The organism is Martinezella hainanensis (assembly GCF_900094555.1).
In the GTDB taxonomy this organism is placed as follows: Bacteria; Pseudomonadota; Alphaproteobacteria; order Rhizobiales; family Rhizobiaceae; genus Rhizobium; species Rhizobium hainanense.
In genome coordinates this window covers 81,187-100,531 of record NZ_FMAC01000006.1, presented here as the reverse complement: position 1 = coordinate 100,531, position 19,345 = coordinate 81,187, and the positions used below count along the sequence as shown (strand labels likewise).

The 19,345-nt window shown below is 60.2% G+C and carries 16 protein-coding genes; 7 read left to right on the top strand and 9 right to left on the bottom strand.

Going from position 1 to position 19,345, the window contains the following annotated elements; translation table 11 throughout:
* Position 1 precedes the first annotated feature (1 nt).
* From GA0061100_RS19640 to GA0061100_RS19620, 5 genes are read right to left on the bottom strand one after another with little or no spacing between them, the layout of a single operon-like run.
* Positions 2-1,330, bottom strand: a complete 1,329-nt coding sequence (locus GA0061100_RS19640) for an LLM class flavin-dependent oxidoreductase (RefSeq protein WP_244557891.1) — start codon at positions 1,328-1,330, stop codon at positions 2-4.
* Positions 1,327-2,547 (bottom strand): acyl-CoA dehydrogenase family protein, encoded by a 1,221-nt coding sequence (locus GA0061100_RS19635; RefSeq protein WP_075854420.1) that lies wholly within the window; start codon positions 2,545-2,547, stop codon positions 1,327-1,329. Before GA0061100_RS19635 ends, GA0061100_RS19640 begins: the two co-directional genes overlap by 4 nt.
* A 14-nt stretch (positions 2,548-2,561) precedes the next feature.
* The gene (locus GA0061100_RS19630; RefSeq protein WP_075854419.1) at positions 2,562-2,900 is read right to left on the bottom strand and encodes a DUF3088 domain-containing protein; all 339 of its coding nucleotides are present in this window, start codon (positions 2,898-2,900) and stop codon (positions 2,562-2,564) included.
* Between the two features lie 11 nt (positions 2,901-2,911).
* A complete protein-coding gene (locus GA0061100_RS19625; protein WP_075854418.1) occupies positions 2,912-4,267 on the bottom strand; it encodes an LLM class flavin-dependent oxidoreductase in 1,356 nt (451 codons plus the stop codon).
* A gap of 11 nt (positions 4,268-4,278) precedes the next feature.
* Entirely contained in the window at positions 4,279-5,457 is a 1,179-nt protein-coding gene (locus tag GA0061100_RS19620) for an acyl-CoA dehydrogenase family protein (RefSeq protein ID WP_075854417.1), read from the bottom strand.
* 311 nt (positions 5,458-5,768) lie between these two features.
* On the opposite strand from GA0061100_RS19620, the gene GA0061100_RS19615 reads away from it, so the two are divergent.
* Genes GA0061100_RS19615 through GA0061100_RS19595 form a run of 5 tightly spaced genes read left to right on the top strand, consistent with a single transcriptional unit; the run spans position 5,769 to position 10,683 of the window.
* Positions 5,769-7,124 (top strand): LLM class flavin-dependent oxidoreductase, encoded by a 1,356-nt coding sequence (locus tag GA0061100_RS19615; RefSeq protein ID WP_075854416.1) that lies wholly within the window; start codon positions 5,769-5,771, stop codon positions 7,122-7,124.
* Positions 7,125-7,130: 6 nt separating this feature from the next.
* Positions 7,131-7,961: an ABC transporter ATP-binding protein gene (locus GA0061100_RS19610; protein WP_075854415.1), complete on the top strand. Its 831-nt coding sequence runs from the start codon at positions 7,131-7,133 to the stop codon at positions 7,959-7,961.
* Positions 7,962-7,975: 14 nt separating this feature from the next.
* Complete coding sequence (locus GA0061100_RS19605) at positions 7,976-9,052, top strand: ABC transporter substrate-binding protein (RefSeq protein WP_075854414.1); 1,077 nt, start codon at positions 7,976-7,978, stop codon at positions 9,050-9,052.
* 33 nt (positions 9,053-9,085) lie between these two features.
* The gene (locus tag GA0061100_RS19600) at positions 9,086-9,904 is read left to right on the top strand and encodes an ABC transporter permease (RefSeq protein WP_075854413.1); all 819 of its coding nucleotides are present in this window, start codon (positions 9,086-9,088) and stop codon (positions 9,902-9,904) included.
* Positions 9,905-9,906: 2 nt separating this feature from the next.
* Positions 9,907-10,683, top strand: coding sequence for an ABC transporter permease (locus GA0061100_RS19595; protein WP_075854412.1), 777 nt, complete (start codon positions 9,907-9,909; stop codon positions 10,681-10,683).
* A 540-nt stretch (positions 10,684-11,223) separates the two neighbouring features.
* Here the strand turns inward: GA0061100_RS19595 and GA0061100_RS19590 are convergent.
* The gene (locus GA0061100_RS19590; protein WP_075854411.1) at positions 11,224-11,502 is read right to left on the bottom strand and encodes a hypothetical protein; all 279 of its coding nucleotides are present in this window, start codon (positions 11,500-11,502) and stop codon (positions 11,224-11,226) included.
* Between the two features lie 80 nt (positions 11,503-11,582).
* Here GA0061100_RS19590 and GA0061100_RS19585 point away from each other — a divergent pair, with 80 nt between their 5' ends.
* Positions 11,583-12,767 (top strand): 2-isopropylmalate synthase, encoded by a 1,185-nt coding sequence (locus GA0061100_RS19585; RefSeq protein ID WP_075854410.1) that lies wholly within the window; start codon positions 11,583-11,585, stop codon positions 12,765-12,767.
* A 138-nt stretch (positions 12,768-12,905) separates the two neighbouring features.
* Complete coding sequence (locus tag GA0061100_RS19580) at positions 12,906-14,681, top strand: thiamine pyrophosphate-dependent enzyme (protein ID WP_075854409.1); 1,776 nt, start codon at positions 12,906-12,908, stop codon at positions 14,679-14,681.
* Between the two features lie 25 nt (positions 14,682-14,706).
* Here the strand turns inward: GA0061100_RS19580 and GA0061100_RS19575 are convergent, their stop codons facing one another.
* From GA0061100_RS19575 to GA0061100_RS19565, 3 genes are all read right to left on the bottom strand, one after another.
* Positions 14,707-14,940, bottom strand: a complete 234-nt coding sequence (locus tag GA0061100_RS19575) for a hypothetical protein (RefSeq protein WP_143525471.1) — start codon at positions 14,938-14,940, stop codon at positions 14,707-14,709.
* Positions 14,941-15,698: 758 nt separating this feature from the next.
* Complete coding sequence (locus tag GA0061100_RS19570) at positions 15,699-17,984, bottom strand: xanthine dehydrogenase family protein molybdopterin-binding subunit (protein WP_083961393.1); 2,286 nt, start codon at positions 17,982-17,984, stop codon at positions 15,699-15,701.
* The gene (locus tag GA0061100_RS19565) at positions 17,977-19,344 is read right to left on the bottom strand and encodes a cytochrome c (protein ID WP_075854407.1); all 1,368 of its coding nucleotides are present in this window, start codon (positions 19,342-19,344) and stop codon (positions 17,977-17,979) included. Before GA0061100_RS19565 ends, GA0061100_RS19570 begins: the two co-directional genes overlap by 8 nt.
* Position 19,345 lies beyond the last annotated feature (1 nt).

Here is a 19,345-nt window from a genome sequence, read left to right as displayed (position 1 = left end):
TTCACTCGGCGGCGATGGCATAGGGGTTGACGGGCCGGGAGAGGCCCAGATGGTCGCGCAAGGTGCGGCCGCTATACTCTTTGCGGAACAATCCGCGCCGGCGCAGGATGGGCACCACCTCGTCCACGAATGCCTCCAGCCCATGCGGCAGCACGTCGGGCATCAGATTGAAACCATCGGCAGCGCCTGCCTCGAACCATTTTTCGATATCATCGGCAATTGCCTCAGGCGTGCCGACGATGGTGCGGTGCCCGGTCCCGCCGTTCAATGCGCGGATCAGACCACGCACCGTCAGTTGCTCGCGCTGTGCCAGGGCCAAGGTTGCCCGAAAGAAGGTGTGGCCGCCGTCGGCCGGCAACGGAATATCGTCCGGCAGGGGTTCATCCAGCTTCAACCTGCCGGGATCGACCTGCAGGACGCCGGATAGGCGCGCAAGGCTGTATTCCAGCGGAATGAGCTCGCGCAGCTCCTCTTGTCGCCGCCTGGCTTCCGCCTCGCTACTGCCGATGATGGTCGCAAGGCCGGCGAGGATCAGAAGGCTGTCCGGGGTACGACCGTGGCGAGCCGCGCGCGTTCTGAGGTCACGCGCATAATCGAGCGACTCCTCCAGGGATTGCGAAGCAGAAAACACCGCTTCGGCGTGCCGGGCTGCCAGCTCCCGCCCATCGTTCGAACCGCCGGCCTGCACGATGACGGGATGACCCTGTGGCGGGCGCGGGACATTATGAGGGCCATGCACGGAAAAATGCTTGCCGCGATGGGCGATCGCATGGACCTTACTCGTATCGACGAACCGCCCGCTGGCGACATCGCCGATGAAGGCATCCTCTTCCCAGCTGTCCCACAGCGCCTTGACGACCGATGTAAACTCCTCTGCGCGTTCATACCGGCTTTGATGTGCGACCGGCTTTTCCAGGCCGAAATTCCGGCTTTGCGAGAGATCGGCGCTGGTGACGATATTCCAGCCAACGCGACCGCCGCTCGCATGATCGAGCGTCGCGAACCGGCGCGCGATATTGTAGGGCTCGTTATAGGTGGTGGAAGCCGTGGCGATCAGGCCGATATGCTCGGTATGGGCCGCGACCGATGCGAGCACGATGGTCGGTTCGAGAGACGTCAGCGGCCTGAAATCGACGCGATCGGAGATAGCCGCCTGATCGGCGAGAAAGATCGCGTCGAAAGTGCCGCGTTCGGCGATGCGGGCGACGTTGATGTAGTGGTTGATATCGAAGGATGCGCGCGGGTCGCTTCCCTGCATGCGCCAGGCGGCCGGTGAGAATCCTGAGTGCAGGATGTTGATATTGAGGTGAAGTTCGCGTTTCCGGCTCACTGGAAGATCCCCGGTTCCGGAAACTCGCCGTCCAGGAACCATGTTCCGACATTGCGAGTCTTGTATTCGGCGGGATTGTGGAGCGTGTGGATGCGGACGTTGCGCCAGAAGCGATCGAGGCCGAGCGGCCTGACGGCGGATCTTGCGCCCATGACCTCGAAGATCTCGCTCGTCACTTCAAGGGCGACCCGGCCGGCGAGCACGTTGGCGGATGCGACCGCGATCGCTGCGCTGCCACGTTCCTCGGCGGTCAAATCCTGTCCTTTTGCGTAGACGGCATCGACTGCCAAGAGCGCCCGGTCGGCGAGCGCCGTTGCCGCCTGCACCTTGATCCATAGCTCGCCATACTGCCTCTTGATCCATGGATCGTCGGCATGCCGCTCGACGCCGGAATAGATCCACGGACGCGACTTCGTCACGGTATAGTCGCGTGCGGCTGCCAATGCCCCCTGTGCCGAGCCGACGAAGACATTGAGCAACACGCTCTGCTGTTGCAAGGGTGCCAATAGGGCGATGGGTTCCTGTGGCCGGTCGGTCAGGATTTCACTCTCGTCGATTTCCACGTCTTTGAAGAGGACACGGCCGCTTCCCGTCTGTCGCTGGCCAATCCCGTCCCAATCATCGGTGATGGCGATGCCTTTGCGGTCTGCCGGGATATAGGCAAAGCTCCGCTTGTTGGTCGTCTCGTCTTCCCAGGCGACCATCAGATAGTCGGCGACATGCGAGCCGGAGGCGAAGGGCCTGAAACCGTTGAGAATGACCTTCCCGTTTTCTTGCCGGCCGAAGAGGCTCTTGGAAAAGCTGTTCGTCGTATTGCCCCAGAACCAGCGTCCAGTGGCCGAGCGGCGTAGGATATTCTGGGATCGCTCATCCTTGATCGTGGTGACTGCATTCTGCAGCGGGCTGAAATGATAGCCGTAGAGGTGGCCGAGCGAGCCGTCGACCTTGGCAAATTCGCGCACGATCCGCAGGGCGGTGGAATAGGGTTCGCCGGCGCCGCCGAACTCCTTCGGGATGACCAGATTGACGAGGCCGCTGTCCTTCAGGAGCTTGATCTGCTCGGCAGGCCTGCCGCCCGATTGATCTCTCTCAGTGGCGTCGCTCGCGAACACATCTCGAAGCTCGACGGCCTTGGCGAGATGGGGATTCGATGTGTCGGCCTCGAAAAGGGCGGGCGGGGGATAAGGTGGTTCGAAGCCGTCTGGCTTTATGGTCATGGTGAGCCTCGTTGCTAATGCACGCGTGGAAAGCCGTGCCGTTCGGCAAGCAGCTCGAGGATGCGATCGGTCGAATTGACGAAGCGCGTGCCGTGCCAGTTGCCGGCATCATCAGGCGGGCTCTCCGCAAGGATCAGGAGCGGCAGCGACTGGTTTTCCTCGCCGGCAACCTCGATCACCTTTTGGCGCGGCCGCAGGAAGGCGACTCTTTCGACATCGATCGACGAAGCGAGATCGGGGAAGGAAGCAAGCAATCCTTCGATGGCGTTGCAATAGGGGCAGACGAAGCTGACGCCCGGATGTTTCGGATCGGCAAAGCCCGGTGAAATGAGGAAAAGTTTGTCACGCGCCATCTGATGGTCTCCTATTCTGCTGCGACCGCATTTTCTGCGGAAAAACGGTTGGCTGGACGTTTGAGCCCGAGATTTTCCCGCAGCGTCGTGCCCTCATATTCGCTGCGGAAGAGCCCGCGGCGACGCAGCTCCGGCACGACGAGCGTGATGAAATCGGCAAGCCCGCCGGGCATGATCGGCGCCATGATGTTGAAGCCGTCGGCGCCGTAGTTTTCGAAGCGTTCTTCCATGACATCGGCGATCTGCGTCGGGGTGCCGACTACCTGCCAATGACCGCGGGCGCCGGCGATGCGAAGATAGAGCTGACGGATCGTCAGGTTTTCGCGGCGGGCGAGATCGAGAACCAGTTCCTGGCGGCTCTTGCCGGCATTGGTGACCGGCGGCTCGGGCGGCACCGGACCGTCAAGCGGATAGGAACTGAGATCGACGCCGGTCAGCTGCGAGAGAAGGTTGAGGCCGACCTCCGGCTGGATGAGCTCCTGCAGGGACTGGAACTTGTCTTCGGCTTCCGCCTCGCTCCGTCCGACGACAGGAAAGATGCCCGGCAGGATCTTCAGGTCATCCGGCGAGCGGCCATATTTGCCGAGCCGGCCTTTCACATCGGCATAAAACGCCTTGGCCTCCTCAAGCGTAATCTGCGCGGCGAAGATTGCTTCGGCCGTGCGCGCGGCCAGTTCCTTACCCGGCTCCGAGGCCCCGGCCTGCACGACAACCGGACGTCCCTGCGGCGAGCGCGGAATGTTCAGCGGCCCACGCACCTTGAAGTAGCGTCCCTTATGGTCGAGCCGATGCAGCTTCTCCGGATCGAAATAGCGGCCGCTCTCGCGATCACGGACGAAGGCGTCGTCTTCCCAGCTGTCCCAGAGGCCAAGCACGACATCGGCAAACTCCTCGGCCCGTTCATAACGATCGGCATGCAGGACCTGAGCGTCATGGCCGAAGTTGAAGGCCGCATCCGGATCGGACGACGTGACGAGGTTCCAGCCGGCGCGGCCGCCGCTCAAGCGGTCGAGCGAGCCGAACTGGCGCGCAAGGTTGAACGGATCGGAAAAGCTCGTCGAGGCGGTCGCGATCAAGCCGATATTGCGGGTGACGCTGGCAAGCGCCGACAGAAGCGTGATCGGCTCGAACGGATAGATGCCGCTGTGCGCCTTGCGGCTTGCCGCATTCAAATCCTTCAGCCGCGCGGCAACGCCGTCGGCAAAAAAGATCGTGTCGAATTTGGCGGCCTCTGCGAGTTTGGCAAGCTCCAGATAGTTCTCGAATTCGGTCCCGACGGACGCTTCCGGATGCCGCCAGGCGGCGACATGATGACCGGTGAAGAGCAGGAAGGCGCCGAGCTTGATCTGGTCCTTGCGTCTAGCCATGAGATGTCCTTTCAGCGGTACATTGCCGGAATGGGAAGTTCACCGGAAAGCAGGAAGGTGCCAAGCGTCCGCTTCTTGTATTCGGCGGGGTTGTGCAGCGTGTGGGTGCGCACATTGCGCCAGAAGCGGTCGAAGCCATTGGCTGTCGTTGCCGAGCGCGCGCCCATGACCTCGAATATCTCGCTGGAGACAGCAAGCCCGACCTCGCCGGCATAGACATTGGCCGTGGCGATATCGATGGCGGCGGCCCCACGGTCTTCATGCGTCAGGCCGGGTCCCTGGTTGAAGGCGTCGTCGAGGCTGCGTGCCGCCTTGTCGGCAAGCTCGGTGGCGGCGAGCGTGCGGATGTAGAGGTCGCCGTACTGCCGCTTGATCCAGGGATCGTCGGTATGCTTGTCGACACCCGAATAGATCCAAGGCCGTGAGGACGTCGTCGTGTAGGCCCGGCCTTCTTCCAGAGCGCCTTGGGCGCTGCCGACGAAGACGTTGAGCAGCACGCTTTGCTGCAGCAGGGACGTCAGCGAGGTGTAGGGGGTCAGTGGAACTGCCGGAGAGCTGATGAGCTCGTCATCCGCGATTTCGAGATCATGGAAACTGACCGTGCCGCTGCCGGTCTGGCGCTGGCCGATGCCGTCCCAGTCGTCCTCGATGACAATGCCGTTCCGATTGGCGGGAACGGCAGCCGTCAGCCTTTCGCCATCGGCGTTTTCGAAGGAGATCTGGATATAGTCTGATATATGCGAGCCGGAGGAAAAGGGTCGCTTGCCGTTGACCAGCCAGCCATGGTCGATCCGGCGTCCAGACGAGGTTTTCGACATGGCGTTGCCGGAATTGCCCCAGACGAAATTGTTTGCCGCGGAGGCCCTGAGCAGGCGCTCCCTCTGTACGTCGGAGCCGCGGAAGAGAACGACGTTCAGGGGCAGGTGATGGTAGCCGAAGAGGTGCGCGAGCGACCCGTCGGTGCGGGCAAATTCCCGTACGACACGCAGGATGGAGAGCCAGGAAGCGCCTTTGCCGCCGTATCGCGTGGGGATCTGCGCGGAAGGCAAGCCGCTCTGCTTCAGCAGGCGGATCTGTTCAGTTGGTCGGCCGCCGGCCTTGTCGCGCGCCACCGCATCCCGATGGAACGCCTGCCTGAGTTCGATCGCTTTGGCGACGAGTGGATCGGAGAGGTCTGATGTAAAAGACATGTGCATTTCACGCCTATGGATGTGAGCGGCACACCGCCGCTTCCGGGCACGAAGGGTTCGGTGATAACAGGCCCAAGTCCAGCAATATCTATTTGATCCGGCGGGAAGAAATTCTTTCCCCGGTGAGGCGGTGAGCAATCCACGGCCGCAATTTCCAGCCTTCAGGGCTTATCACCGTGAAACGATCTTAGCCGGTTCGACATCCCCGGCGACGAACGAATCCGAAGTAACGGCGGTAAATAGAATATAATTTCTATAGATTATTATCTTTAAAGTTTAGCCTTCTTTCCGTTGCGATCACGGAGACGATGATGAAGGGTAAACAACGACAACTGAAGCTCGGCGCTTTCCTTTACCCGACCGGCCATCACATCGCTGCCTGGCGGCATCCATTGACGCAGGCAGATGCCGGCTCCAATTTTGCCCATTATGTCGAGCTTGCGCAAATTGCCGAAGCCGCGAAATTCGACCTGATCTTCCTGGCCGACGGCGTCGGCACCCGAGGAGACGATACCGAGGCGTTGCAGCGTACGGCGCAGCGCTATGTCGCGCAATTCGAGCCGATCACATTGCTTTCGGCGCTGGCGGCGGTGACGAAAAACATTGGCTTTGTCGCCACTGCCTCGACCTCCTTCAACGAGCCCTACCATATCGCCCGCAAATTCGCCTCGCTCGATCATATCAGCGGCGGCCGTGCCGGCTGGAACCTCGTGACCTCGTCGAGCGATCACGAGGCGCATAATTTCGGCAGGGACGAACATTATGCGCACGCCGAACGCTATGAACGGGCCGAAGAATTCGCCGATGTCGTGCTCGGCCTCTGGGACACCTGGGAAGAGGACGCCTTTCCCCGCAACAAGCAGAGCGGCATTTACTACGATCCGAATAAACAGCACATCCTCAATCACAACGGAAAGCACTTCAAGGTCCGCGGCCCGCTGAACGTGGCGCGGGCTCCGCAGGGACATCCCGTTCTCGTGCAAGCCGGCTCGTCCGAGCCCGGCAGGGAGCTGGCCGCCCGCACAGCAGAGGTTGTTTTCACGGCTCATCAGACCATCGAGGATGCCCGGGCCTTTTATGCGGATCTCAAGGGCCGTCTTCAAAAATATGGCCGAGGTCATGACGACCTCAAGATCATGCCCGGCATCTTCCCGGTCGTCGGCAGAACGCGCGAGGAAGCGCGGCAAAAATTTGCAGAGCTTCAGGATCTCGTCCATCCGGTTGTCGGCCTTTCGATGCTGAACGGCATGTCCGGCGGTGTCGACCTCTCGCACTATCCGCTCGACGGCCCCATTCCGGATCTGCCGGAAACGAATGGCAGCAAAAGCCGCCAGAAATTGCTGCTTGATCTTGCCAGGCGCGAAAACTTGACGATCAGAGAGCTCTACCTTCGCATTGCCGGCGCGCGCGGCCATTGGCAGATTCTGGGAACACCGATCGAGATCGCCGATCAGATGGAAGAATGGTTCAGGACGGGCGCGGCCGACGGCTTCAATGTCATGCCGCCGCAACTGCCGACCGGCCTTTATGATTTCGTCGAGCATGTGTTGCCGGAGCTGCGTCGCCGCGGGCTTTTCCGCAGCGACTACGAGGGTCCGACGCTGCGCGAAAATCTCGGACTGAAAGTACCGCTGCATCCGGCGCGGCACGCCGTTGCTGCGGAGTAGCAGGCCATGGGCAATTCCCTGCACCTTCAGATCGGCCATGTCACCCGCCAGTTCAAGGTGAACGGTGAGACATTGACCGCGCTCGACGATGTCAGCCTCGATATCGCCGAGGGCGAGTTTGTCACCATCGTCGGAGCGAGTGGTTGCGGAAAGTCGACGCTCTTGCGTCTTGGCGCCGGTCTCGATCTTCCGACATCGGGCTTCGTCGGTCATGCCGGGCGGCCGGTCAAGGAGCCGAGCCTCGAGCGTGGCATCGTCTTTCAGGAGCCGCGGCTTTTCCCCTGGTTGACGGTCGCCCGCAATATCGCGCTCGGCCTGGAAAACTCCGGCCTGTCCAAGGCGGAGAAGAGCAGGCTCGTCGAATCCCATCTTGAACTTGTCGGGCTTTCCGGCTTTGCCAAAGCCTACCCACACCAGCTTTCCGGCGGGATGGCCCAGCGCGCCGGCATCGCTCGCGGTCTGGTCAACCGCCCCAATGTACTCTTTCTCGACGAACCCTTTGGTGCGCTCGATGCCATCACCAAGGCAAGGCTGCAGGACGAGTTGCAGACGATCTGGGCGAAGGAACGCATCACCATGGTCCTTGTGACGCATGATGTCGAGGAGGCCGTCTATCTCGGTGATCGCGTCGTGGTCATGTCACCCCGGCCGGGTCGCATCCGCGACATCGTTGCGGTGGATTTGCCGCGCCCGCGCGAACGCACCTCTCCCCGGCTGGTCGAAATCCGCAATCGCGTTCTTGAGAGCCTCAACGCCACGACATCAACGCCTCGCGCTTCATCCGGCATCACAAGTCCGGTGGTTGAAGCCCGGCCTGCCGTCGTCGCTGCAGAATAATCACGGAGCAACAGATGAAACTGTCCATTCTTTCCCGTTTGGTCGCCGGTGCGGCGATCGCCTTGACGCTATTGTCCGCCCCCGCCCGGGCGCAGGACCCCCTCGTCATTCACGTCGGATACGCCGCAATCGGTGTCGACAACAAGCCCTATGCCGAGGGAACGTCGGCGGCGACGGCACGCGCCGGCGAATTTCTGGAAAAGGAATTTGCCAACGATCCGAACGTCAAGATCGAATGGACTTTTTTCAAGGGGGCAGGTCCAGCTGTCAATGAAGGCTTTGCCAACGACCAGCTCGACTTTGCCTATCAGGGCGACCTTCCCGCGCTGATCGGGCGGGCAACGGGCCTGAAGACGAAGTTTCTGCTGGCAAGCGGCGCACGCAAGCCGCTCTATCTCGCTGTTGCCAAGGGATCCGGCATCAAGGCGATCGAGGATCTGAAGGGGCGCAAGGTCGCGCTGCAGCGCGGCACCAACGGCCATCTCTCCGCAATCAAGATCCTGCAGGCGCATGGATTGACCGAGCGCGACATCCAGGTCGTCAACCTCGATACAGCCGGCACGGTCGCGGCCCTGACCAGCAAGGATATCGATGCGGCCTTCGGCGATACGCAGCTCATCAATCTGGCGGCGAAGGATAGCGCCGATATCATCTACACGACGAAGGGCGACGATCCGCGTTTCGGGCGCAATGCCGGTGTCATCGGCCGCCAGGCCTTCATCGACGCCCATCCGGAGATCACGCAGCGTGTCGTCGATGCTTTCGTCAAGGCGGCGCAATGGTCGTCCGAGGAGCAAAACCGTGCAGCGCTCTTCGAACTCTGGCACAAGTCCGGCACGCCCGTACCGATCCTAGAGGAATATTTCCGCAACGATACGCTGGCCTATCGCAATTCGCCGTTGATCGATGATCTCCTGGTCTCGCAGTACAAGGAACAGGCGATCAAGAGCAAGGAATATGGCCTGATCCGCCGTGATGTCGATCTCAATGGCTGGTTCGAGCCGAAGTACCTCAACAGCGCGCTGGAAAGGCTTGGTCTGGCAAAGTTCTGGCAGCCTTATGGCGCCGATGGAAAGCCGGCCGCCTCCTGATCGTCGCCAGCCGAGTGAGCGAAGGAGGCTTGTATGAGCGTTGTGGCTGAGACTACCGGTCGAGCTGGCCTCCCGCTATCGTCCGCAAGGCTACGGCACATCGCGGTTTTCGCGACCGGCCTTATCTTTCCGCTCGGGTTGTTTGTTCTCTGGTGGGTAGCCTCCGCCAGAGGCTGGCTACCGGAGCAGATCCTGCCGCCGCCGACCTATGTCTATCAGACCGGCCGCGACATGATCCTCAGCGGCGAGCTTCTCTATCATACCGGAGTGAGCCTCGGCCGCGTCATCATTGGCTTTGCCATAGGCGCCAGCCTCGGTCTGTTGCTCGGTATTGCCATGGGGCTTTCCGAAACGGTCGAGGACTATGTGAAGCCGCTCTTCCTCGCCTTTGCGCAAATTCCGACTCTCGGATGGATTCCGCTTCTCATGCTGCTTGTCGGCATCGAGGAAACCTTGAAGATCATCATCATCGCCAAGGGTGCCATCGTGCCGATGACGATGAACACGCTCGCCGGAATCCGCGGCGTGTCGCCGAAATATCTCGAAGTCGGCAGGGCGTTGCGTTTCAGCCGCTGGCAGACCCTGCGTCTGATCGTGCTGCCGGGTGCGCTTCCGTCGATATTCACGGGTATCCGCTATGGCCTCACCCATTCATGGACTTCGCTCGTCGGTGTCGAGTTGCTCGCCTCTTCCGAGGGGCTCGGCTACCTGCTGGTCTGGAGTCGGCAGATGTTCTGGCTCGATACGGTCATCGTCGCGATGATCGCGATTGGGCTGGTCGGCTTTGTCATGGACAAGGGCCTTGATCGCACGGAGCTGTTGATCCAGCGCTGGAAACGGCAGGAGATTTGACAATGACGCAAACCAGCCCTTTCGTCCGGTTTCGGCGCGGCATAACGCTGCCGATCCTTCTCCTCGTCGCCTGGGAAGTCTCAAGCCGCACCGGTCTGGTGGATGCGCGCTTTCTGCCGTCGCTGGAGGATGTCGTCGCCACAGGCAAGCGCGAGCTGATCGACAATGATCTCATCGGTGAACTGGGCTTCAGCCTGATGCGCAATATCGCCGGCTTCCTGATTGGATGCGTGCTCGGCGTCGGCTTTGCGAGTTTGCTGGCGCTCTCGCGGATTGCCGACCGGTTGATCATGCCGACCTTCAACGGGTTGAAGCAGATCTCCCTTCTTGCCTGGATACCGCTGATCTCGGTCTGGTTCGGTTTTGGCGAGCAGGCGAAGATCGTTTTCGTCGCGCTCGCGGCCTTCATACCCATCGTTCTCAATACCTATGACGGCATGCGGGAGGCCCCGGCTGATCTTCTGGAGGTCGCAAGGGCGCTGAAGTTCAATGCAAGGCAGAAAGCATTGCGCATCTACATTCCCTCCGCGATGCCGTCGATCGCGACAGGCGTGCATCTTGGCCTGATCTATGCCTGGCTCGCGACTGTCGGGGCAGAGTATTTCCTGGCGGTCGGCCCCGGCGTCGGCGGTCTGGTCATTGCCGGTCGCGAGCGGTTCGACATGGCGCTTGTCATGGTCGGTGTCCTCGTGCTCGGCCTTGTCGGATTCACCCTTAACCGGCTTGCCTATGCGCTCGAAGCCTATCTGTTGCGCTGGCGGCCCAAGCAGACCGCGTAAGCTGCAACTGCCATCCGTGCTCTTGCAAGCATCCGACGTTTCGAGGGCAGGCAAGCCTTGCTGCCTCGATGCGGACGGAGTTTTTTCCAGGCGCATGCGTTTTCCGGCTCCTGGCGACGATGCTTCCGTGGCACCGTACGTCGGCGGTTTGGTGCGGGCGCCTAAGTGCAGGCGTCGTGCTCATCAGGGCGCCAGTAGTTTCAATGGTTCTTAATCCTTAAGCCGGGCGGGAACGAGAACGGCGCCTTCAGGCCAGGAGACGGCCGTACGAGGGATTTTCAAACCTGGCGTCGAAACGCGTGCCCGAGGGGCCGTGCGTGATGGGCGCGCTGTCTCATCTCGCTTGCAAGCCGAGGCAGATGCTGCCCTCGCCATATCGTTGAAATAATCCTGCAGAAGTACGTGTGGCAAAGCGGAGACACCTGTTGGTGGCCAAGCAGAAACCGTTATTTCCTAAAAATAGTCCATAGTTTTCTAAAATACCGCCGTCTCGAATGCAGCCATTCTCACCATCGTAACCATTCGGTGCGCCATGGACATTCAATTCTCCGGGTTTGAAATTTTTGCTCCGAAGCCGACGCTGCCATGGGTTGCGGATGCCAGCGCAGATCGAAAGCCAGGCATGTGGATGGGGGCGCACTTCAGGAATTGCGAAATTGCAACGACGACGCGGGTGTCGACGCCGGCCGAACGTGGAGTGGTTTGTCCGGTTTCCAGCGTGCCAGCAAAGCCAGGGGCAAACAGGATCAGATCTGACAGGACTTGCACCATGTGATGGATTTCGCCGCCGGCACGAAATGCGCCCGAAGCGTCGATCATCCGTGACTTCCGCGTAATGCCACACAGCTAACCCTTACGAATTCGGCAACGCCGATGCTTCAATCGATCGGGAGAGTCGCATGAACACCGAGAAGATCATTATCTTTGACACTACTTTGCGTGACGGCGAGCAAAGCCCCGGCATCAACCTCGACGCCGGCGAAAAAGTCGAGATCGCACTTATGCTCGAAGGTCTGAAGGTCGATGTGATCGAGGCCGGCTTTGCCGTCTCCAGTCCCGGCGAATTCGAGGCGATCAAAGCCGTGGCGCGCGTCGTCAAGGACAGTACGATTTGCAGCTTGAGCCGCGCAGTCGAGCGCGACATCGACCTGACGGCGGAAGCCGTTTCCGCTGCGGCCTCGTCCCGCATCCATATCGTGCTGGCGACCTCGCCCATTCACATGAAATACAAGTTGCAGATGACGCCGGAAAATGTGCTCGAACATGCCGTTCGCGCGGTGCTCCACGCGCGACGCTATTCCGAGGATATCGAGTTTTCCTGCGAGGATGCGAGCCGGTCGGAGCCGGAGTTTCTTGCCCGCTTCGTGGAGCAGGTGATCAAAGCCGGTGCGACCACGGTCAGCCTGCCGGATACGGTCGGCTACGCGACGCCGTACGAATACGGCAAGCTGTTTACCTATCTGCGCAATGTCGTACCGAATGCCGACAAGGCCGTGTTCTCGGCGCATTGTCACAATGATCTGGGCATGGCTGTTTCCAATTCGCTCGAAGCAACCCGGCAGGGGGCGCGCCAGATCGAATGCACGATCAACGGTATCGGTGAGCGAGCGGGCAATGCGTCGCTTGAGGAGATCGTCATGGCACTGCATACACGCGAGGATTTTTTCCGATGCCGGACATCGGTCGAAACCCGTCGATTGACGGCTGCATCCAGGCTTGTCTCGGAGATTACCGGTTTCGTTGTGCAGCCTAACAAGGCGATCGTCGGCAAGAATGCTTTCTCGCATCAATCCGGCATTCACCAGGATGGCATGCTGAAGAACCCGTTGACCTATCAAATCATGACGGCGGCGGAGGTCGGCGCCGATGAGTATCGGCTCGTGCTCGGAAAGAATTCGGGCCGTAACGGTTTTCGCATGTGCATGCGCTCGTTGGGTGTCGAGTTCGGTTCCGATGCCGATCTCGATCTCGCTTTCTCCCGTTTCAAGGATATCGCCGATCAAAAGGCATCGCTTCGCGATGAAGATCTTCTGGCGACGGTTGTGGGTATGGAAGCGTTCTCCCCGGAAAAACGCATCGTGTAATTCTGCTTCCAGAACATGCAATCGGGATCGGCCATGTGCCGGAGCCGTGCTTGCTGCGGGTCAGATCCGGCCCGGGGAGAGCGTACGTCAATACTTTGCGGAATTCAGGAACGAAGGTCATAGCGGAGAAGCGAGCAAATGACGATGGATCTTGTAGTCGAAACGGCAAGCGATATTCGAGTAGCCAAGCCGAAAACAGGGTATGAATTCCTGATCGACACGCTCGCAACCTGGCATGTGCGTCACTATGCCGGCGTCACGGGGGGAGGGGTCATCCATTTGCTCAAACATCTCGAGCCGATGGCCGTCCCCGACGAAGGCGGCGAACTCCCGGTTTTCTTCAATATCGGCGAATATGTCGCTGGCTTCATTCCGTTGGGATACTATCTGGCGAGCGGGAAAGTCAGTGCAGCCATTGCAACGACAGGAGCCGCAACGCGGTTGCTGACCTGCGGCCTGAGTGATGCGAAACTGCACAATATTCCCGCAATCTACCTCATTCCTCTCAGTCCGGCGGATACGCGATACCGTGCACCGCTGCAGGACACGAGCCCGGAGGGTGCCGACGTCGTGGCTCAGTTGAAGGCCGAGCTGCCATCAGGCACATTCGTTTTGAACGATCCAGACCATATCGGAGAACAACTTGAGCAGGCCCGCAAACATCTCGATCAAGGCTCGCCCGTCGCTCTTCTGATGCCGCCGGAGGCGCTCGGAAAGACGGTGTCTGAGCCGGTCCATACGCCTTGGCGCGGTGACTATGCTCATAAACCGAACAAGATCGACCATGGGTCGCTCGCCCATTTTTTGGCCGAATTCCCGCGGCAAGTGGTTGGGCGTCGGGTGGTCATTCTCGCTGGCGAAGAGGCGGCCATGTATTCGTACATGCCAGTCCTCACCACACGTTTGTGCAAGGTGTTACAGGCGCCGATCGTCTGGAGCATAAACGGGGCGAATGCGGTGGCGCGCAACAATAGCTTCGGTTTCGGCTATCTGGGCTTCGGCGGCAATGATCGCGCGATGCAGCTCTGGAAAAGTCTCGGTCCTGACGATATTGTTATTACCCTCGGGTTCTGCCCTGACGAATACACCCTTAATTTTTCTGACATACCTGCCCATACGACATGGAATTTCACCAACCTCGTCGCGCCATATGGCAGTGTCGGGGGCGGGTTTCGGCATCGTGTGCGCGGCGAATATTTCGATGTTCGAGGGCCAATCGATCAGGTTCTGAGCGAAGCGATCGGCCGGCTCGAGGATCTTCGGCCATCGCGACCCCCAGCACCGGCTTTTGTGGCTGATCTCAATGATCGTAAGATCATGCCGCCACGCCCTGGAACGATCGATATTGCCCGGTTTTACCAGGAGCTTGATCGTCAATGGCAGCCGGGAAGCATTGCGTTCGATGACGTGTGCCTTGCCTACAAAGATCGTCAGTATGTCACGCAGCGCCCGCATCCAAACGCCCGCTTCCATTCGCTTTATCGCGGTTCGGCAATGGGCGGAGCATTCGGCGCGGCAATCGGCGCAAAGCTTGCAAAACCGGACGCGACCGTATTCGCTTTTACGGGCGATGGCTGCTTCCGGCTGATTGCCGGTTGCCTGGCCGAAGCGCGATCATTGGGGATCGTCCTGTTCGTGCTGGACAACGGCGCACTTGGTATCATGGTGCAGGGCCTGCCCGTGGTCATTCCCGACTATTCATCCAGCCGCTACCATAGCGATCTGCACCGCATCGACTTTGGGGCGATGGCGCGCGCATGCGGCTGGTCAAGCCGCAAGCTGATGCCGGATCTGAGCAATCTGGCCGAGATCATGCGCGAAAGCTACAGCCCCGGTCACCCATCCATCCTGGTTGAGGTACCCGTAGATGCAGAGCAGGTGGTGGGACAAAATCCGCGGGCTAACAACCTGTAGCGCCACACGAAGCGTCGATGTCAGATCAATGCAATGGTGTCGAAGGCGTCATCTCCATGTCACCAATGACTGTGTCGAAATAGTTGTCGGCGATTTCGAGCAGCGTTTCCGCTATGCACTGAGGTTCCCATCCGTCTTGCAGAAGCTCCTGCACGGCTGCATCGATTTTCTGGCGGAGTTGCTCGTGGCACTGCAGTTTCGTTTGATCTGCAAAACCGATCAACCATTGCTTACCTGGCATAACGATGCTCTCCTCCATGTCGACAGACGTCCATATTTGTCGACAAGGTAAGGCGGAGGTAAGCGTAGGCAACTGCTGTAACGCCATTTTTCAAGAGCAATGCGAACAATTGTTCATCGATGCAAATAACTAGTTCGCGTATTCAATGAATGGTTGTAGGTCCTTGGAGCGCTATTGCAATGTTTGATGGATTGCGATCGGTGTATTGGAGAGCCGCAACTTTATCTGATGGAGCGTCTCGAACTTGTGGAGCATGTTTTAATGACAGGTTCTATTGAGAAATGGTCCTCGAAGAAAGCCGACAATCAAACAGTATGCACTCGAGCGCCATCTATCCCGGTGACGTAGATGGAGATCGAGCCTGGGAGGAGTTGAAGAGGCCGATAAATACGCGCATCAATGACAGGCCCGTGGGAAAACTGTCGACTAGAGCTTTCGGCTTTTCTTAGAATCGTGAAAACACTCTATCCCTTTGTTTTTACGTGATTCCAGTCGGAAAACCGCTACGCATTTTTCCCGGAATTGCTCTAAAGCCGTAGGTGGCATCCCCGATGAGGAGATTGCCGAGGATCGTGCTTGACGGCTTACATTCTTACCGCGGATCCGGAATCGGATCTAGGTTCCGTAATCCGCTACACATGCGCAATGGGGTGCCGCCCAGGTACGCCGGTACATCTGGGCTTTGGTGCAAGTGGATTGCACCTCGATTGCGACGCAAAGGGCGAGAGCACGATGAAAATGAATCAAGGCGATGAAGGCCGAGCGAAGGCAATATGTCAGCTTGCCAGCGAGTAACCCAGATCACGCAACGGCAGGCGGCGCACCCGCTCTCCCGTTGCTGCGAATATGGCATTGCCGAGGGCAGGGGCTAATGCCGGGAAGGCGGGTTCGCCCATGCCTGTCGGCGGATTGTCCGACTGGATGAAATAGGCATCGATCGTCATCGGCGCGAAGGGCATGCGCAGGATCGGATAGGCATTGTAGTTCTGCTCCTGGATCTGGCCGCTTTCGATGGTGATCTTCAAGCCCATGGCGGTGGAGAGCGCGTCGGTCGACGCACCCTGCGCCTGCGCTTCGGAGCCGGCCATATCGATGATGGGGCCAACATCGAGCACCACGACGATGCGATCGATCCTGATCTGCTTACGGGCGTCGACGCGAAGCTCGACGGCCTGCGCGACATGGCCGGCGTGGGAGTAGCACCAGGCGAGACCCAATCCGCTGCCATCAGGCAGCTTTTTGCCCCAGCCGGCTTTGTTCGCGCACATCCTGATCACGTCGGTCGCACGCTTGGGACTGAAGTTGACGCTTTTGTCCTTGGGTGCAAGCTCAGGCACGTCGCGGTTCACGGCAGCGACGAGGAATTCGACGTGGTCGCGGCCCGACGCCAGCGACATCTCGTGCATGAAGCTTTGCGCAGCAAAGACCTGGGCATTGTCGCCCGGCGCCCGCCAGGCGCCAGTCGGGATCTTCAGCGGCAGCATGGTCTTGCCGCGGCGCAGGTTGGGAGCCTTGATGGAATATTTCAGATTGTCGGTCAGGCCTGCGCCGCTGGCTTCCTTCTTGCCGTCGGCGGTGAAGGTGATGAAATGTTCCTGCCAGGCGTCGAGGCCGCCATCTTTATCGATCGCCCCCTTGAACTGGTGGTAACCGGCCGGGCGGTAGAAGTCGTGGCCGAAATCGTCTTCCCGGGTCCATTGCAGCTTGACCGGGGCGTTGACTTTCCGCGCGATGACTGCCGCCTCGCAGGCATAATCATTGACCAGCCGCCGCCCGAAACCGCCGCCAACGCGGGTCTGGTGCATCACGATCTTTTCCTGCGCTATGCCGGCTGCCTTAGCAATCACCGGCAAGCCACGATCGGGCTGCTGGGTGGGGACCCACATTTCCAACACCCCGTCATGCCAGTGCGCGGTGGTGTTCATCGGTTCCAGCGGCACATGGGCGGCGAAGGGATATTCATAATAGGCCTCGACGGTCCTGGCAGCATTGCTGAAGGATTTGTCCACGTCGCCGACATCGTCGTCCGGCTTTTCCGGAAAATGGGCTGCGAGCTTCCTGGCCTCGGCCGAGAATTTCGAAGTGGAATCCGTTGAAGCCTCGCCGAGGTCCCAGTCCACCTTCAGTTTGTTCTTCGCCTGGAAGGCGCTCCAGGTATCCCTGGCGATGATGGCGACACCCGGCATGACCTCGACCGCCTGTCCTGTCCCGTCCAGGGCAAAGGCATCGAACACGCCGCGCTCGGCCTTGATCTCGTCGACATTGAAGGATCTGACCTTGCCGCCCGCCGCCGGACATTTGGTGTAGTTGGCATAGACCATGCCGGGGCGTTGGACATCAATGCCGAACAGCGGCTCGCCCCTGATCACCTTCGGATCGTCGACGCCGTGATACCGCTTGCCGATCAGGCGATATTCGGAGCGTGCCTTCAGCTTCAGGCTTCGAGGATCGGGCACTGGCATTGTTGCCGCCGCAGCGGCCAGTGATCCATAGGCTGCAGACCTGCCGCTGGCGGCATGGGTCAAGACCGAATCCTGTGCGGTGATCTGCGACGAATCCACCCCCCATTGTTCGGCGGCCGTGGCGATCAGCATCGCCTTGGCGCTGGCGCCGGCCTGCCGCAACTGGTCCCATGCGCGTGGGATCGACGTCGAACCTCCAGCACCCTGACCGCCATAGACCTTGGGATTGATGTCGGCCTGCTCCATCACGACATGGTTCCAATCCGCATCGAGCTCTTCGGCAATGATGACGCCAAAGGAGGTCTTGATGCCCTGGCCTATCTCCGGACACTTGGAGAAAATGGTGATCGTGTTGTCCGGAGCGATGCGGATGAACGCATTCATCGCCTGGTTCGCGCCGTCAGACGCCTCGGCCGCGGAAGCCTCGCCGCCGAGATAAAAACCCAGGATCAGCCCAGCCGTGCCGCTGCCGGCGAGCTTGAAAAAGCTGCGCCGTCCCATGCTCAGCGCGGTATCGGCCACAGAGAGCGAACGTACCTCGCGCATCAACGCCTGGAGATAGGCGTCGGACTCGGCGAAATCAGACCTGATGTCAGCCATTGTTTGCCTCCGGGGGATGAGGTTGCTGGGCCGCCTGCTTTCGCAGGTTGGCCACGTCCTTGCCCGTCAAATGCGCGCCTTTGGCGCCGAAGCGGGCGGTCACATAGTTGGCCACGGCCGCGATGTCGTCATCCGAATAACCCTGGCCAAAGGCGGGCATGAAGATCCTGCCGTCGGCGGTCGTGCGGTTAACGCCGTTGATAACAGTCTGCGCCACGTTGGTGGCGCCGGGATCGTTGACGGCGCGTACGCCCGTGAGCGTCGCATAGCCGGTGACCGGGCTCACGCCGGTCCAATCATGGCAGCTGGCGCACGCGCCGGCAAAAATTTTCTCACCGCGTGGGTCGACATCCGCCACGCCCTCCTTGTGCGATGCCGGCGCTGCCGTGGTGACGGTGCGCGGCAGGTCGGTTGCGTGGGCCGGTATGCTGCGCAGATAGGTTACCAAGGCATGCACGTCGTCCGGCACCAGATAGCTGAGGCTGTCGTCGGTGGCTTCGCCCATCGGTCCAGCCGCACCGCCATGCCCATTGGCGTGGCCGGTCGAAAGGTAGAGGTAGATATCCTCGTCGCTCCAGTCGCCGATGCCGGAATTCTTGTCGCTGCTGATATTATAGGCGTGCCAGCCGGCGGTGACGGCGCCTGCGAATTTGCGGTGATTGTCGAGCGCGAAGACAAGATTGCGCGGCGTGTGGCACTCGCCGCAATGGCCGAGTGCCTCGGCAAGATAGGCGCCGCGATTCCACTGCGGGCTCTGACCTGTGTTGGGGCGGAAGCGCTCGTCGGTGTTGAACGCAGCGCTCCACAGCGACAGCAGGCCGCGCTGGTCGAAGGGCCATGAAAGCTGATCGGGCTTCGCTGGCGCATGCGCCGGCGGCAGCGTCACGAGATAGGCCTTGATCGCCAGCACATCGGCGTCCGTCATATAGGTGTAGGACGCATAGGGCATGGCGGGATAGAGTTTCTCGCCGTCGGCGCGAATACCCTTGTGCACGGCCGCCAGGAACTGAGCATCGGTGTAATTGCCGATGCCGGTATCCCTGTCCGGCGTGATGTTGGTGGAATAGATGGTGCCGAATGGCATGTTGAAGGCAAAGCCGCCGGCAAAGGGAATGCCGCCCGGCGCTGTATGACAGGCTTGGCAGTCCGCAGCATGGGCGAGATATTCGCCGCGCTTCACGCTATCGGCACTGGCAAGCTGGGCCGGAACACCGCTCACGGTGCCAGCCTGATAATCGTCGAGCGCTACCGTCGAGCCGCCGGCAAAGGAGGTCGGATCGCGGCCAAGCAGCAACCATCCCACAAAGCCAAGGGCGATGATGACAATGACCGCAAGGAGGATGCCGATGATTTTCTTCATG

Coding starts and splice junctions, on each gene's coding strand:
- GA0061100_RS19600 (WP_075854413.1), top strand. CDS start 9,086: ATGAGCGTTGTGGCTGAGACTACCGGTCGAGCTGGCCTCCCGCTATCG.
- GA0061100_RS19620 (WP_075854417.1), bottom strand. CDS start 5,457: ATGTCTTTTACATCAGACCTCTCCGATCCACTCGTCGCCAAAGCGATC.
- GA0061100_RS19630 (WP_075854419.1), bottom strand. CDS start 2,900: ATGGCGCGTGACAAACTTTTCCTCATTTCACCGGGCTTTGCCGATCCG.
- GA0061100_RS19610 (WP_075854415.1), top strand. CDS start 7,131: ATGGGCAATTCCCTGCACCTTCAGATCGGCCATGTCACCCGCCAGTTC.
- GA0061100_RS19570 (WP_083961393.1), bottom strand. CDS start 17,984: ATGGCTGACATCAGGTCTGATTTCGCCGAGTCCGACGCCTATCTCCAG.
- GA0061100_RS19575 (WP_143525471.1), bottom strand. CDS start 14,940: ATGGAGGAGAGCATCGTTATGCCAGGTAAGCAATGGTTGATCGGTTTT.
- GA0061100_RS19635 (WP_075854420.1), bottom strand. CDS start 2,547: ATGACCATAAAGCCAGACGGCTTCGAACCACCTTATCCCCCGCCCGCC.
- GA0061100_RS19590 (WP_075854411.1), bottom strand. CDS start 11,502: ATGATCGACGCTTCGGGCGCATTTCGTGCCGGCGGCGAAATCCATCAC.
- GA0061100_RS19625 (WP_075854418.1), bottom strand. CDS start 4,267: ATGGCTAGACGCAAGGACCAGATCAAGCTCGGCGCCTTCCTGCTCTTC.
- GA0061100_RS19585 (WP_075854410.1), top strand. CDS start 11,583: ATGAACACCGAGAAGATCATTATCTTTGACACTACTTTGCGTGACGGC.
- GA0061100_RS19605 (WP_075854414.1), top strand. CDS start 7,976: ATGAAACTGTCCATTCTTTCCCGTTTGGTCGCCGGTGCGGCGATCGCC.
- GA0061100_RS19615 (WP_075854416.1), top strand. CDS start 5,769: ATGAAGGGTAAACAACGACAACTGAAGCTCGGCGCTTTCCTTTACCCG.
- GA0061100_RS19595 (WP_075854412.1), top strand. CDS start 9,907: ATGACGCAAACCAGCCCTTTCGTCCGGTTTCGGCGCGGCATAACGCTG.
- GA0061100_RS19565 (WP_075854407.1), bottom strand. CDS start 19,344: ATGAAGAAAATCATCGGCATCCTCCTTGCGGTCATTGTCATCATCGCC.
- GA0061100_RS19580 (WP_075854409.1), top strand. CDS start 12,906: ATGACGATGGATCTTGTAGTCGAAACGGCAAGCGATATTCGAGTAGCC.